This window comes from Ottowia flava (assembly GCF_008017535.1).
In the GTDB taxonomy this organism is placed as follows: Bacteria; Pseudomonadota; Gammaproteobacteria; order Burkholderiales; family Burkholderiaceae_C; genus Ottowia; species Ottowia flava.
The window spans coordinates 136,258-151,094 of the sequence record NZ_VRUA01000006.1 but is presented as its reverse complement, the minus strand read 5'-3'; the positions used below and the strand labels follow the sequence as shown (position 1 = coordinate 151,094).

Annotated in this window: 12 protein-coding genes; 3 read left to right on the top strand and 9 right to left on the bottom strand. The window is 68.6% G+C overall.

The window, feature by feature from the left end; all coding sequences use genetic code 11:
• Positions 1 to 219 precede the first annotated feature (219 nt).
• The 3 genes from FVQ98_RS08775 to FVQ98_RS08765 form a co-directional block, all read right to left on the bottom strand.
• Positions 220 to 1,383 carry a phospholipase gene (locus FVQ98_RS08775; protein ID WP_147913053.1) on the bottom strand — a complete coding sequence of 388 codons (1,164 nt, stop codon included), beginning with the start codon at positions 1,381 to 1,383 and terminating at the stop codon, positions 220 to 222.
• A 220-nt stretch (positions 1,384 to 1,603) separates the two neighbouring features.
• The gene (cadR, locus tag FVQ98_RS08770; protein WP_147913052.1) at positions 1,604 to 2,065 is read right to left on the bottom strand and encodes a Cd(II)/Pb(II)-responsive transcriptional regulator; all 462 of its coding nucleotides are present in this window, start codon (positions 2,063 to 2,065) and stop codon (positions 1,604 to 1,606) included.
• Between the two features lie 25 nt (positions 2,066 to 2,090).
• On the bottom strand, positions 2,091 to 2,744 hold the full coding sequence (locus tag FVQ98_RS08765) for a DsbA family protein (protein ID WP_147913051.1): 654 nt from the start codon (positions 2,742 to 2,744) through the stop codon (positions 2,091 to 2,093).
• A 129-nt stretch (positions 2,745 to 2,873) separates the two neighbouring features.
• Between FVQ98_RS08765 and FVQ98_RS08760 the strand changes: the two genes are divergently transcribed.
• The gene (locus FVQ98_RS08760) at positions 2,874 to 5,264 is read left to right on the top strand and encodes a heavy metal translocating P-type ATPase (protein ID WP_147913050.1); all 2,391 of its coding nucleotides are present in this window, start codon (positions 2,874 to 2,876) and stop codon (positions 5,262 to 5,264) included.
• A gap of 156 nt (positions 5,265 to 5,420) precedes the next feature.
• Here FVQ98_RS08760 and FVQ98_RS08755 read toward each other — a convergent pair whose 3' ends face one another.
• Together FVQ98_RS08755 and FVQ98_RS08750 are read right to left on the bottom strand one after the other, a co-directional pair.
• Positions 5,421 to 6,326, bottom strand: coding sequence for a crotonase/enoyl-CoA hydratase family protein (locus tag FVQ98_RS08755; RefSeq protein WP_147913049.1), 906 nt, complete (start codon positions 6,324 to 6,326; stop codon positions 5,421 to 5,423).
• 10 nt (positions 6,327 to 6,336) lie between these two features.
• Positions 6,337 to 7,035: a glutathione S-transferase N-terminal domain-containing protein gene (locus FVQ98_RS08750; RefSeq protein WP_147913048.1), complete on the bottom strand. Its 699-nt coding sequence runs from the start codon at positions 7,033 to 7,035 to the stop codon at positions 6,337 to 6,339.
• Between the two features lie 152 nt (positions 7,036 to 7,187).
• Here FVQ98_RS08750 and FVQ98_RS08745 point away from each other — a divergent pair, with 152 nt between their 5' ends.
• Positions 7,188 to 7,529 (top strand): four-helix bundle copper-binding protein, encoded by a 342-nt coding sequence (locus FVQ98_RS08745; protein ID WP_147913047.1) that lies wholly within the window; start codon positions 7,188 to 7,190, stop codon positions 7,527 to 7,529.
• On the opposite strand, the gene FVQ98_RS08740 is transcribed toward FVQ98_RS08745, so the two are convergent.
• From FVQ98_RS08740 to FVQ98_RS08725, 4 genes are all read right to left on the bottom strand, one after another.
• Positions 7,526 to 8,755 (bottom strand): alpha/beta hydrolase family protein, encoded by a 1,230-nt coding sequence (locus FVQ98_RS08740; protein WP_147913046.1) that lies wholly within the window; start codon positions 8,753 to 8,755, stop codon positions 7,526 to 7,528. The two genes, FVQ98_RS08745 and FVQ98_RS08740, sit on opposite strands and share 4 nt — an antisense overlap.
• 115 nt (positions 8,756 to 8,870) lie before the next feature.
• Positions 8,871 to 11,270 (bottom strand): Tex family protein, encoded by a 2,400-nt coding sequence (locus FVQ98_RS08735; RefSeq protein ID WP_147913045.1) that lies wholly within the window; start codon positions 11,268 to 11,270, stop codon positions 8,871 to 8,873.
• A 98-nt stretch (positions 11,271 to 11,368) separates the two neighbouring features.
• Positions 11,369 to 12,661 carry a sensor histidine kinase gene (locus FVQ98_RS08730; protein WP_187265680.1) on the bottom strand — a complete coding sequence of 431 codons (1,293 nt, stop codon included), beginning with the start codon at positions 12,659 to 12,661 and terminating at the stop codon, positions 11,369 to 11,371.
• 76 nt (positions 12,662 to 12,737) lie between these two features.
• A complete protein-coding gene (locus FVQ98_RS08725) occupies positions 12,738 to 13,472 on the bottom strand; it encodes a response regulator (RefSeq protein WP_255507708.1) in 735 nt (244 codons plus the stop codon).
• A 566-nt stretch (positions 13,473 to 14,038) separates the two neighbouring features.
• Between FVQ98_RS08725 and FVQ98_RS08720 the strand changes: the two genes are divergently transcribed.
• A complete protein-coding gene (locus FVQ98_RS08720) occupies positions 14,039 to 14,794 on the top strand; it encodes a hypothetical protein (protein ID WP_147913042.1) in 756 nt (251 codons plus the stop codon).
• The last annotated feature ends 43 nt before the right edge of the window (positions 14,795 to 14,837 follow it).

Sequence of the window (14,837 nt, the reverse complement as noted above, 5' to 3'; positions counted from 1 at the left end):
TGATCGACGACTCGGCGCTATGTTTTCAGAAGCTGGTCGCGCAGGTGGTTCTAGGGCTGGAGGCCGATTTGGCTTGAATCTCGGTGGCAGGACGAAGCATCGTCCCGCGGGGCCTCGGATCCGCCCAGGACCGCGGGGCGCGGCCTTCCAGCAGATCCTGGAAGTACGCCAGGTCTTCAGGCGACCGGGCGTCCGGGTCCATGCGCCGACGTCAGCCGTTCACAGCGGCTGCACCTGCGCCACGTCGGGCCGGGCCAGCCAGGCTTCGAATTCGTCGGCCAGCTGTTGCGCGGCCTGCACCGCCGCTTTCCAGACGCGCATGCGCTCGGCGTGGTCCAGGCGCTGCAGGTCGGTGCGGTCGGGCAGCTTGCCGCCGGGCAACTGGCGCACCCATTCCGGTCGCGGGGCCAGCACCAGCATCGCGTCCAGCCGCGCGCTGCTGGCGTGGCGCCATTTCAGCCCCTTGTCCAGCCAGCCGGGCACCACGGCCTGCTGAAAGTGCGGGTACAGCACGATGCCGCCATGCGCCGCCTCGGTCGCAGGTTTCAAGCCCAATCGGACATCAGCGCTAGAACCACCTGCGCGAGCAGCTTCTGTTTTGATAGCGTGGTACTGCAGGTGCAGGTGGTAGTCGGTGATGCCGCCGTCCCAGTACGCGCCGTGCGGTGCGCCCGGAATGTCGTGCACCGCGCGCAGCACGAAGGGGATCGATCCGCTGGCCTGCAGCGCCGGGAAGAAGTTGGCCGCGTCCAGCAGCACGTGCTGCGTGCGCAAGTCGCCCGTGCCAAACGGCAGCGGCGCCGGCGCGGTGCCCTGCCCTGCGGCGGGGCCGGAAAACACGACCCGTTCGATCCACGCGCCCAGCGCGCGCCGGCTGGCCACGTTGCTCAGCGCCGCGCCCAGGTACCCCACCGGCGTGCGCCAGCGCCCTTCGCGCCCCAGCACATGGCGCCCGCGCGAGGCCACCACGTGCAGCCGGTAGCGCGGGTGCGCCAGCACATCGGCCACGTGGCCGTCGAACATGGTGCGCAGGTTCTGCGCAAAGGTGGCGCTGACCTGCTCCGGCAGCGGCAGCCGGCGCCCGGGCGGCGCCTTCATGTCGCCGTGGATGTAGCCCGTCTCCAGCGCCTGAAACGCCGCCACCGCCTGCGGCATGCAGGCGCTGGCCATGCGCCACGCGCCGATCGACGCGCCCACCAGGTCCACCGGCTGCGCCGACTGCGGCAGCCAGTGGCCGAAGATGAAGCGGTCCAGCGGGCCGAGGATCAAGCCCTTCGGCCCGCCCGCTGCCGCGGGAATGGTCGCCACATCGCCCGCCGACAGGCCGTGGCGCGCAATGTGGCGGCGCGCGGCGGGGCCGGCGTAGAGCTGGAGGGCGTGCATGGCGGTGTGCGGTATCGGACTGCGCAAGGGCAACGAGGGATCGTATCGCGTGGCCGTGGCAGCGGGCCGCACGCCTGCGCTAGCCGGCGCGGCGCCATGGTGGGTGCCAATGCGGCAGGTTGGCGATCCTTTTTTTGCTATGCCTTTGGAAGCACGCCGCGCATGTGGTTGTAGGGCCAGAGACCGATTTTTCTTGAAAACGACCCGCCCTCGCCCTGCCTCAGCCCCTGCCGTGCACTTCCGCCAGATGGCGCGCGGCGCCGCGCGGCGGCTCGGCCTGGGCTTCGGCGGCGCCATCGGCCAGACCGGCCAGCACACCGCATTCGTCCGCGTGCCCGGCGCTGGCGCAGCGGGCGCGCAGGCCTTTGAGCTGGCGCTCGAGCGCGCGCAGCTCGCGGATGCGCTGGCTGACGTGGCCGATGTGCGCGTCCAGCACGCGGTCGGCGGCGTGCGGGTCGGCCTGGGGGTCGTCGCGCACGCGCAGCAGCTCGCGCACCTCGGTCAGCGACATGTCGAGCGTGCGGCAGTGGCGGATGAACTGCAGGCGTTCCAGGTGCGCCGCTTCGTACTGGCGGTAGTTGGCGGCGCTGCGCGCGGGCGCGGGCAACAGGCCTTCGCGCTCGTAAAAGCGGATGGTGTCGACCGGCGTGTCGGACGCGGCGGCCAGGTCTCCGATCTTCATGCGGGTTTCTCCTTCAACCCCGGCGTCAGCGGCCGGGCGATTTCCCCAGCGCCTGCTGGACCATGGCGTTCAGCGCGTCGGGGTGTTGCGTGGTCAGCGGCTGGCCGTTGACGAAAAAGCTGGGTGTGCCGCTGATGCCCACCGCCTGCGCGTCGGCGCTGTCGGCCTGGATCAGCTTGTCGGGCGCGCCCGAGGCGATGAACTGCTGGGCCTTTGCCCGGTCCAGGCCCACCTGCACGGCGGCGGCCCAGGCGAGGTCGGGCTGAGGTTTGTCGTGCGCGGCCCAGGTGGGCTGCGTGGCCATGAGCGCGTCGAGCACCGGGGCCAGGCGCTGCTGCGCCTGCGCGGCCTCCAGGATGTGGATCGCCTGCTGCGACACCTCGCCGTGCAGCGGCACGTAGCGCAGCACCAGGCGCACGTCCTGCGGATGGCGCGCCAGGATGTCCTTGACGTAGGGGTAGAACGCGCGGCACGCCTCGCAGGCGGGGTCGAAGAATTCGACGATGGTGACGGGCGCGGCCACCGGGCCCTGCACCGGGGAATGGGGGCGCACCATCACTTCAGCAGACGCCGCCGGAGCGCCGCTGCCCGCGTCGCGCGCCGTGAACCACCAAGCGCCTGCCGCGGCGCACAACAGGGCCACCAAGGCGGCGAGGATGAGCCAGGTCTTTCGGGTCATGCGTGGGCTTTCCAGGGGTTGAAAAAAATAGGGAGGATGGGCTCGGCTGAACACCCAGCCAGCACGGCCGCCAGGGTCTTGTTGCAGGGCTTGACCTTGGAGTTACTTCAGGGTTTTCAATACTACCCCATGAGCAAAGACCTTGCGACCCTTGAGCACGCCGCCGCAAAGACGGACGCGCGCCACGACCACCACGACCTCGGGCATAGCCACCACAGCCATGTCGGCGCGTCTGCCCCCGCCGCTGCCTGCTGCGGCAGCGCTTGCAGTACGGCCCACGCACCCGTCGCCATGGCGCCGGCCGCGCCTATGCCCGAGGGCGGCCTGCTGCTGCTCATCCCCGGCATGGATTGCGCGGTGGAAGAAAGCCAGGTGCGCCGCGCGCTGGAATCTGAACCGGCCGTGCGCAGCCTGAGCTTTGACCTGACCGCCCGCACCCTCGGCGTGGACGCCCCGGCCGAGGCCTGGGACGCGGTGGAGCGCGCCATCCAGGCCGCGGGCCTGTCGACCGAGCGCCTGACCCAGCCCGTGTCCGCCGCCGAGACCGCCCAGCGCCAGCGCCGCGAAGCCTGGCAACTGGGCGCCGCGCTGGCGCTGGCGCTGGGCGCTGAAGCGGTGCATTTCTTTGCGCCCGATACACGTACCTGGCAGGTCGTCAGCATGGCGATCGCGGCGGTGGCCATCGCCTTGTCGGGCTTTGGCGTGTACCGCAAGGGCTTGGCGTCGCTGCTGCGCGGGCAGCTGGGCATTTCGGCGCTGATGACGGTGGCCGTGACCGGCGCCTTCCTGATCGGCCAGTGGGCCGAGGCGGCGATGGTGATGGCGCTGTATTCGATTGCCGAGCTGATCGAAGCGCGCGCCGTGGAGCGCGCGCGTGGCGCCATCAAGGGCTTGCTGGATTTGGCCCCGGCACTGGCCGAGGTGCGCCAGCCAGACGGCGCCTGGTCGCCCGTGCCTCCCGCGCAGATCCCCGTCGGCGCCGTGGTGCGCGTGAAGCCCGGCGAGCGCCTGGCGCTGGACGGGCGCGTGGTCGCCGGCCACAGCAGCATCGACCAGGCGCCGGTGACGGGCGAAAGCGTGCCGGTCGAAAAAGGCCCGGGCGACGAGGTCTTTGCCGGCACCATCAACCAGCAAGGCGCGCTGGAATTTGAAGTCACCGCGCCCGCCACCGACACGGTGCTGGCCCGCATCATCCACGCGGTGGAGCAGGCCCAGGGCTCGCGCGCGCCCACGCAGCGCTTTGTCGACCGCTTTGCCGCCATTTACACGCCGCTGGTCTTCGTCATCGCGCTGGCAGTGGCGCTGCTGGGGCCGTGGCTGATGGGTTGGCCGTGGCTGACCGGCGTATACAAAGCGCTGGTGCTGCTGGTCATCGCCTGCCCGTGCGCACTGGTGATCTCCACGCCCGTCACCGTCGTCAGCGGCCTGGCCGCGGCGGCGCGGCGCGGCATCCTGATCAAGGGCGGCGCTTACCTGGAAGAAGCGCGCAAGCTGACCCACATCGCGCTGGACAAGACCGGCACCGTCACCGAAGGCCGCCCGCGCCTGGTCGCGCACGACGTCGTTCGCCCCGGTGCCGACGCCGCCCAGGTGCGCGCTTTGGCCGCCGCCATGGCCGGCCGGTCCGACCACCCGGTGTCGCGCGCGATCGCGAGCGGCCTGGCGGCCGGGGCCGAAGGCGCGCTTGTCGACGCAAGCGCCCTGCCCGCGCTGGACGGCTTCGCTGCTGAAGCCGGGCGCGGCACCACCGCCCGCGCTGGTCAGCAGACGCTGGTGCTGGGCAACCACCGCTGGATCGAGGAGCGCGGCCAATGCTCACCCGAGCTGGAGGCGCGCATGCTGCCGCACGAGCAGCAAGGCCGCACCATCAGCCTGCTGGCCGACGACGACGGCGTGCTGGCCCTGTTCGCCGTGGCCGACGCGATCAAACCGAGTTCTCAACAAGCGGTGCAGGAGCTGAAAGCCCTCGGCATCACCCCCGTCATGCTGACCGGCGACAACGCGTTGACGGCCCGCGCCATTGCCGACCAGGCCGGCATCGAACAGGTGCAGGCCAGCCTGCTGCCGCAGCAAAAGCAGGACGCTGTCCAGGCGTTGGCTGCCGGCGGCGCATCAGCGCGCAAAGCCCCGGCCATGATCGGCATGGTGGGCGACGGCATCAACGACGCGCCCGCGCTGGCCGCCGCGCACCTGGGCTTTGCCATGGGCCAGGCCGGCACCCACACCGCCACCGAAGCGGCCGACGTGGTCATCATGAACGACGACCTGCGCCGTGTGCCCGAGACCGTGCGCCTGTCGAAACGCGCCCACGGCATCCTGTGGCAGAACATCTCGCTGGCGCTGGGCATCAAGGCGGCCTTCCTCGTCCTGGCCGTCGCCGGCAGCGCCACCATGTGGATGGCGGTGTTTGCCGACATGGGGGCAAGCCTGCTGGTGGTGGGCAATGGGTTGCGGATGCTGCGACGGGCTGAGGGCGCGGCGGATCGGCCGGCGGCGCTGGGCACGGCGTCCAGCGGCTAAGCGCCGACGCCAAGGCCAGCGTCGCGCGGTATACGATCAAATCGGCCTTCAGCCCTACAACCAACTGCGCAGACAGCTATCGGTTAGATAGCATTCAACCTCAACCGCCACACTGCGACGGGCGACAGAGCACGCCAGCGCTCTGCCCTGGTCGCCTCAGCGCGCCTTCAGCTGCGCTTCCATGCGCGCGATCTCGCGGCGGGCCTCGTCGCCTTCCGGGATGTCGCGGCCGGAGTCGCGCCACTGCACGGCGGCCTTGAAGCCCTCGGTCTGCGCATAGCGGCGAAACCACAGGCCTTCGGGGTTGTGGCGGGTGATGCCGTCGAACACCGTGGCCAGCGTCTGGCCCTGCTCCAGCCCCATGGTCAGCATCACCTGGTTGACCACCAGCTTGTGCATGGCCAGGTGGCCGCGCGGCACGCCGGCGATGCGCTCGGCCAGGCGCAGGGTGGCAGCTTCCAGTTCGGCCTCGTCCACAGCTTCGTTGGCCAGGCCCCAGTCGGCGGCCTGCTGGCCGCTGATCACGTCGCCGGTGAACATCATCTGCTTGGCGCGCGTGGGGCCCAGGCGCTGCGTCCACATCGCCGTGGTCGGGCAGCCCCAGACGCGCGTGGGCATGTAGCCGATGCGCGCGTTGTTCGCCATCACCAGCAGGTCGCAGCACAGAGCGATGTCGCTGCCGCCCGCCACCGCGGCGCCGTGCACCTTGGCAATGGTCGGCTTGCTACAGCGCCACAGGCTCATGAAGTCCTCGGTGTTGCGCTTCATGAAGGCGTAGTCCTCCATCGGGTCCCACGGGTACGCTTCCTGCTGGCACGGGTGGTCGATGGCCTGTTCGGCGCTTTCGGCCAGGTCGTAGCCACCGCAAAAACCCTTGCCCGCGCCTTCGACCACGATCACGTGGATGGCCGGGTTGTCCTGCGCCCATTCGACCGCCTGGCGGATCTCGCGCGGCGTCTCGTTGTTGATGGCGTTCAGCCGCTCCGGCCGGTTGAGCAGCAGGCGCGCGATGCGCGGGCGCTGCGGGTCGGGCTCGATCTGCAGGGTGGTGAAGCGGGGCATCGGCGTCTCCTCAAGGGTTGTGGTTGTCGGCAGGCGCTGCGGGCGCCTTGCGCATGATGGCGTCGAAGTCCGGGCGGCGCAGCAAGGCGTCCATCCAGCGCAGCAGCGCCGGCGGGACCGCAGCGGCAAAGCGCTCCGGCGCGTGGCGCGCCAGCTGGCGCACGAAGGGCACGGTGGCGAAGTCGGCCAAGCTGGGACAGGTGCCGAACAGGTAGGCCGTTTCGTCGACGCACCCACCCGCCGCCAACTGCTCGGCTAGGCGTGCAAGGAAGGGCTGCGCGGCCTCGAAATGTGCGTCGCTGAAAGCCTGCTCGGCCGCCGGCGGCGCTGCGCCACCCGGTGCCGACCATTCCGCGGCGTAGCGGCTGGGGTACTTGAAGCGGTCCAGGTGCGGCTTGAAATCCGCCTCGCACGCGGCGATCAGCGCCAGCATGCCGGCCAGCGTGCCGCGCTCGGGCATCAGCCAGTGTTCGGCGTCGCGCTGGTGCAAGGCCCACAGCATGACGTCCAGGCTCTGGTCGATCACCTGGCCGCCGGGCAGCACCAGCACCGGCACCGTGCCCTTGGGCGAAGCGGCCAGCATCGCGGTCGGTTTGGCGCGCAGGCTGACTTCGTGCTGCGCCACCGCCACGCCCGCCGCCTGAATGGCCCAGCGCGCGCGCATCGCGTAGGGACAGCGGCGGAAGGTGTACAGCAGGGGCAGGCTCATGGCGTCAACGCTAACACGGCGACCACCTGTAGGAGCGGCCCGACGGCGCAGCGGCCCTTGCGACCACGGACAGGGGGGACGCTCTCTCCCGCTGGCACCTCGGCGCAGCGGCCACGATGGGATTCTTCTGTCCAGAACCAATGGAGACCACCATGGAACACACCAACGCCCAGATGCAGGCCTGCATCGACCAGTGCCTGAAGTGCTACCAGGTCTGCCAGGGCATGGCCCTGACGCATTGCCTGAAACTCGGCGGCCAGCACACTGAGCCCACGCACTTCCGGCTGATGCTGAACTGCGCCGAGATCTGCCGCACCAGCGCCGCGATCATGCTGAGCGGCTCGCCGCTGCACCAGCGCACCTGCGCGCTGTGCGCCGACGTGTGTGAGGAGTGCGCCGACGATTGCGAACGCGTCAGCGACATGCAGGAATGCGTGGACGCCTGCCGCGCCTGCGCGCAGAGTTGCCGTGCGATGGCGGGCGCCGCCGCCTAACGCACCGCGCCGCCAGCTTGGCCCAGCGCCGTCAACTGGTCCACCCGCAGGTCGAACCCGCGCTCGCTCGGGATCAGCATCTGCGCGGCGGCGACGCGCGCCACGGCGTCGACCAGGGTGTAGTGGTCGTGGCCGGGCACCGGCAGGCAGCGCACCATGGGGTGGCGCGCGGCCTTCTGGCACAGGCTGGTCAGGCTGCTGAGGTTGCCGGGCGGCTTCTGGCCTTCAATCAGGTAGGTGGGCGAGCGGATACTGTCGAGCCAGCGCGCGGGGGAACGCAGGGCCTGCTCCTGCGGCGGCAGCGCGCGCCAGTCGATCCGTCCGTACGCGGCGCCGTAGTCGCCCACCTCGCCCACCGGGCCGAGGGCCAGCACGGCGGCAAAGCGCGGTGAGGTTTCGGCCACCAGCAGGGCCAGCGTGCCGCCGGTGCTGTGACCACCCAGGTAGATGCGGCGCGGGTCCACGTAAGGCAGCTTGGCCAGGTGCTCGGCGGCGGCGATGACATCGTCCACCTCGCCCAGGCCCAGCTCGCGCTGGCCGGGGTTGCGGTTGCCGCCGCGCAGGGTGGGGAACATCATCACCACGCCGGCTTCGCGGAAGGCTTGAGCCGACTGGTCGTTACCGGCGGGGCCGCGCACCCAGAAGTCGTCCAGCGAATTGCTGTCGCCGCCCGTGAGCCAGACGATAGCCGGGTGTAACTGGCGGTCTTTCGGGCTGGGGGTGACGAAGGCGGCGAGCGTCTGGCCGTTGCTGACGTAGTCGCTGCGCTCATACAGGGTGGCAGGCGGCTGCGGCAAAGGGTGCGGGCGGCCCGGCTCGGCGCGCACCTGGGTGATGAAGCCGCGGCGCGCATCGGCCAGCGTCTGTGGCGCGGCAGCAGCAGCCTGGGCGCGGTCGGCCTGGCGGCGCGCGGCCAGTTCTTCATCGAGCTGGCGGCGGCGCTGCTCGGCCGTGCGCTGGGCTTGCTGCGCCTGCATGGCGTCGTAGCTGGCGCGGCTGATGCAGTCGTACCGGCGGTTGATCTCGTAGCCCTCTTCCATCGCCTTTTCGCGCCCGGCGGTGCCCAGCTTGCCGCCGTAGCACACGCTCTGGTCGCGCGCCGCGCCGGGCGCGCCACCTTGCATGCGGGCCAGTTGGCCCCACAGCATCCACACCAGAAACGCGCCGCCCATCGCAAAGGCGATGACGCGGCTGAGGGAATTCCATTGGGTGTGGCTGGCGGGCATGGTGACGCGATGAGAAAAACAGCGAACGAAAAATGGCCGCCGATTGTCGCCAAATCGGCGGCAGTGTGGGCCGGTGACCACGCGCGGCGCGCTTCAGACGCGCGCCGGCTGTGCCCTATTTCCGCAAGCCCTGCAGCTTGGCGAAGGCGTCGGCCATCTGGCTGCCTGCCGCCTGCCCGGCGTCGCGGCGGCCGGCTTGCGGGGCGCGCTGACCGCGGCCAGCGCCTTCAAAGCGGTTGTCGCGCGGCGCATCGCGGCGCGGCGCTTGTGCGTCCAGCTTCATCGTCAGGCTGATGCGCTTGCGCGGCACGTCGACTTCCAGCACCTTTACCTTGACGATCTGCCCGGTTTTGACGACTTCGCGCGCGTCGCTGACGAAGCGGTTGGCCAGCTGGCTGACGTGCACCAGCCCGTCCTGGTGCACGCCCAGGTCGACGAAGGCGCCAAACTGCGCGACGTTGCTGACCGTGCCTTCCAGCACCATGCCTTCGCGCAAGTCGGCAATGTCATCCACGCCGTCGTTGAAGCGCGCCACCTTGAAATCCGGGCGCGGGTCGCGGCCGGGCTTTTCCAGCTCGGCCAGGATGTCCTTCACGGTGACGGCGCCGAACTGCGCGGTGGCGAACTGCTCGGCCTTCAGGCCTTTGAGCAGCTCGGCACGGCCCATCAGTTGGTCGATCGGTTTGCCGGTGCTGACGATGATCTGCTCGACCACCGGGTACGTTTCCGGGTGCACGCCGGTCATGTCCAGCGGTTGGCTGCCGCCGCGGATGCGCAAAAAGCCCGCGCTCTGCTCAAAGGTCTTGGGGCCCAAGCCGCTGACGTCCAGCAGCTGCTGGCGGCTGGCGAAGGCGCCGTGCTGTTCGCGCCAGCGCACCACGGCCTTGGCCACAGTAGGCGACAGGCCGGACACGCGCGCCAGCAGCGGCGCGCTGGCCGTGTTCAGGTCTACGCCGACGCCGTTCACGCAGTCTTCGACCACGGCATCGAGCTGGCGCGCCAGCTCGCTCTGGTTCACGTCGTGCTGGTACTGGCCCACCCCGATGGATTTGGGGTCGATCTTGACCAGCTCGGCCAGCGGGTCCTGCAGGCGCCGCGCAATGCTAGCGGCGCCGCGCAGGCTGACGTCAACATCGGGCAGCTCTTGCGAGGCGTATTCGCTGGCGCTGTAGACGGAGGCGCCGGCTTCGCTGATCACTACTTTTTCGATAGCTGGCTGCGCAAGCCCGTCCTGGCTTGAAGCCATTTTTTGCACCAATTTGATCAAGTCACCGGCCAGCTTGTCGGTCTCGCGGCTGGCGGTGCCGTTGCCGATGGCGATCAGCTGCACGCCGTGCTTGGCGACCAGGCGGCCCAGCGTGTGCAGGCTGCCTTCCCAATCCTTGCGTGGTTCGTGCGGGAAGACGGTGGCGGTCTCCACCAGCTTGCCGGTGGCGTCGCACACGGCGACTTTCACGCCGGTGCGGATGCCCGGGTCCAGCCCCATCACGGCCTTGGCGCCAGCCGGTGCAGCCAGCAGCAGATCGCGCAGGTTGTCGCCAAAGACCTTGATCGCCACCTTTTCGGCATCTTCGCGCAGGCGCGAGAACAGATCGCGCTCGGTGCTCAAGGAAAGCTTGACGCGCCAGGTCCAGGCCACGCATTTGCGCAGCAGGTCGTCGGCCGGGCGGCCGCTGTGCGACCAGCCCAGGTGAAGCGCGATACGGCCCTCGGCCAAACTGGGCGTTGCTGCGGTTTTAGGAGCTGCCTGCGCAGGCTCCGCCTCAGGAATCGCCAATTTGGCGTCCAAAATCTCCAACTGGCGGCCGCGGAACACGGCCAGCGCGCGGTGGCTGGGCACGCGGCCGATCGGCTCGTCGTAATCGAAGTAGTCGCGGAACTTGGCGACCTCGGGGTCGTTCTCGTTCTTGCCGCTGGCCAACTTGCTCTGCAGCAGGCCTTCGGCCCACAGCCATTCGCGCAGGCCTTGCACCAGTTGGGCGTCTTCCGCCCAGCGCTCGGACAGGATGTCGCGCACGCCGTCCAGCACGGCGGGCACGCTGGTGAAGTCTTCACCGCCCTCGCCTTTCTCGGCCTTGACGAAGGGCTTGGCGGCTTCGGCCGGGTCCAGCGTGGGGTCGCCAAACAGCTGATCGGCGAGCGGCTCGATGCCGAATTCGCGCGCGATCTGGCCTTTGGTGCGGCGCTTTTGCTTGTACGGCAGGTACAGGTCTTCCACCTCCTGCTTGGTCGGCGCCGCCTCAATGGCGGCGCGCAGCTCGGGCGTCAGCTTGCCCTGCTCTTCGATGCTTTTCAGCACGGAGGCGCGGCGCTCGTGCAGCTCGCGCAGGTACGCCAGGCGCGCTTCCAGCTCGCGCATCTGCACGTCGTCCAGGCCGCCGGTGGCCTCCTTGCGGTAACGGGCGATGAAGGGGACGGTGGCGCCGCCGTCCAGCAGGTCAACGGCCGCCTGGACCTGCGCGTCGCGCACTTTCAACTCGGCGGCGATCTGGGCGATGAGGGAAGAAGATGACATCGGATGCGCTCGGGCGCCGCGCCGGCCTGGGCGGGCCGCCCCTCAAAAAGCTGGGGAGTTTGCCATAGCGCTTTGCGCCCCAGGCACACCGGCAAGGCTCAGTGGCCGGCCGTTCGCTTGCGCGGCAGGAACCAGCGGCCGGATGGGCCAGGCGGCGGCATGGCGCCACCGATCGGCACCTGCAGGCGCACGCAGGTGCCTTCCCCCGGCAGCGAATCCAGCTGCAGCGTGCCGCCCAGTCGCACGGCGCGCGAACGCATGCCGCCCAGGCCCTTGCCGTGCGCCCAGTGCGATTCAACCCAGGCACTGCCGGTGGGAAACGGCAGGCCACGTCCGTCGTCGTATACCTCCAGCAGCAGCGCAGCCGGGGACGACAGCGCCCGGCAGCACACCTTCACCGCCCGTCCGCCCGAATGCCGGATCGCGTTGGCCAGCGCCTCCTGCGCAATGCGCAGCACCTGGGTGGCGGCGTCGCCCTGCACACTTTCCAGCTGCTCGCTCGGTTCAACGTCCCAGTGCAGCGCGATGCCGGCGACGTTCAGCAGCGGCTGAGCGCGGTAGCGCAGATTGGCCAGGTGCGCCACCACCGACCCCTCGGTGCGGGCCCCGTCGATCAGCAACTTGAGCTCAACCAGGCACTGCTGCAACTGGGCGGCAGTGCCGCGCTGCTGCGGCGTACCCTGCTCCAACGCCGCGGCGATGCACGTCAACCGCGAACCCACGCCGTCGTGCAAGTCCTGTATGAGCCGACCATAGAGTTCATCTTCCCGGTTCATGGAGGTGCCGGATCCCCGCCGATCACGCTGCAAAGCCAGCCAGAGGACGAACAACTCCAGCCCCACCAACGGCTGCAGCGGGGATATGAGCGGCATGTGGCGGTTCGATATCGGCATGTCCGCCAGCAGAACCACACCGACCGGCAATGCGACGAGTAACAGTGCCCAGGCCTGCGCGGAGCCCAATTGCCAGGCCTGCCCCGCCAGAACGAGCGCCATGGCCACGAAGAAGCCGACGTTGATGGCGAGCAGCGCAACCCGCGCCTGAGCGTCGTGCCAATCCAGCACACAAGCCACCGCGTACAGGGCGCTGAACGCAGCGTGCACCAACCACGCCAGGCAGACCCACTGGCTCCAGACCCCGGCGCTCAGCAACAGGAAGGCTTCGACCCCGAGCAAGGTCAGTTGCAGCAGCGCCGTCTGGAGCACATGCCCCGTGGCGCCGGGCAATTCGAATGGCCACAAGCTGGAAACCGCGCCCAAGACGGCCCAGCTTCCCATCGCCACGAAAAAGGCGCCGTCACTCCAGGATCTGGTGCGCCAGCCGCGGCAGGCAACCCACAAGGCGCCGCCCGCAGCAGCCAGCGCAAACAGAAGCATGGTGGCGCTGGACATGGTGCGGGCCGTGTAGGCTGCTGGTGAAAGTACAGAGCGGCGCGAGCTCACAAGAGTGGCGTACTCATGCGGCCCCTCAGTACAACAAGCCGTGCATGGAGGCCAGGCTGACCGCCTGCGCGCGCGTACGCACTTGCAGCTTGCGGTAGACGTTCTTGACGTGGCAGTTCACGGTCTGCGTGCTAATGCCCAGGCGCACGCCGATCTCGCCGCTGGTGTGTCCGATCGCCACGAAACGGAGGATCTCACGCTCGCGCGTCGACAGCGCGTCGGGCCCGACGCCGCGCGCGCCTGCACGTGCCGAACCTTTATGGCGTCCCGCTGGCCCACTCGATTCGAGCCGACGCAGCAGGCGACGCGCCAGGTTGGGCGTGACCGATGCGCCGCCGTTCACCACCTGCAGCACGGCCTGCGCGAAATTGCCGAACCAGGAATTCTTGATCAGGTAGCCGGTCGCTCCGAGTTCAAACGCGTGAATGGCGTGCTCTTCGTCCTCCATGGCCGATACGACCACCGCCTCGGCCACCGGGTGGGTGTGTTTCATGAACTCGATCAACTGGAACCCGGTGCCGTCGCCAAGGTTGAGGTCCACCAGCATCACGTCGAAGGCGTGCAGCGCAACCAGCCGTTTGCCTTCACGCAGCGAACTGGCCTGCCCCACCAGCAGGACACGCGGATCGCCCAGCAGCTCCTGCGCGATGACCCGGCGTATGTGCGGGTCGTCGTCCACCAGCAGCACTCTAACTGGCTGGTCGGGCTGGCCGGTGAGGAAATCCGGCCACGGCACACCGCCCGCAGCAATCGGCGCCATGGCCGTAGCGCCCGGACGCACACGGACCGGTATGTCGAAACCTTCGACAGCGGGGGCTGCGGTGTTCATGGAGACCTTCCTTGGGCCTCATGGGCCCATGTACGACGTACTTGTAGAGGCGCGAAATCGGTCTTCAGCCCACCGTGTATAGGGTGCCGGGTTGAAGCCGGGAACCGCTGCGCCCCGGCGCGTTATGGCTCTACGTTAGGCGCTTCCCGAGATGAATGTGAGTATTTGTTGGCATTCTTTGCTAAATTTTTCTGTTGACACATTCGGTTACTAACTCGGATAAATCAAGGTGAAGCTATCTTTTTGCTAGCTTTCCGCGCTTTACTGTCAACGCTGATGACCAGTCTCGCTCAAACCTATGAACCATCAGACCTATGCCCAAGTAGGTATCTCCAATCGGCGATGGGACGAGTTCGCCGCCCATTTGAAACTGCATGCGACGGCACCGGCAGTCCAAAGCAATACCGTTTCGGGCCAGGCCGGTGGGCGTCAGAGCCAGCGCTCGACATGCGTCGGGCGCCGGACACGGTGTCAACAACCTTTGGAGGATCGTCATCATGAAAACGCTTGCATTTTTCGCCCTGAGTGCGCTTGCGACCGCGTCGTACGCCCTCACACCGGCTCCTATGGGAGAGATCCGGATCACCGGCACCTCGAACCAGACCGCTTCGGTCAACAATTCGGTGGTAAAGAACACGGCCGACTCGAACGCCTATGCGAACCAGAACCTCGCATCGAACAAGGGCTCCGTCAGCATCACCGGCACCTCCAACCAGAGCGCCACGCTGGAAAAAGCCACGGTCGAGAACCACGCCAAGAATGCGGGTGACATTGCGGTACAGAGCCTCGCATCGAACGTGGGCAAAGTGTCCGTGTCCGGCACCTCCAACCAGACGGCCAATGTCATCGAAAGCTCGATGTACAACACGGCCGAAGGCAACGGTTGCGTCGGCTGCGATGCTGGAACGGCTGTTGCGTACCAGAACGCCGCTTCCAACCATGGCGATGTGACGATCAGCGGCACCAGCAACCAGTACTTCGGCATGTCAGGCGGCTCGGTGGCGGACAACAAGGCCAAGGGCGCGAACGCTGTCGCAGTGCAAAACATGTCGTCGAACTACGGCAAGGTGCTGATCAGCGGCACGTCCAACCAGACCACCTACATCACAGGCCAGTCCTTCGTGGGCAACCTCGCCAACGGCGACGGAGCGGTCGCCTACCAGAACCTCGCTTCGAACGACGCCTGCGAGCCGCCACCCCCGATCTGCGTAGGCCCGGCCTGTGGCCCATTCGCATCGCTCACGCGGCCGTGAGTCGGCATCGGAACGTCCGATGCCCTGACTTGTCCTGGCCCCG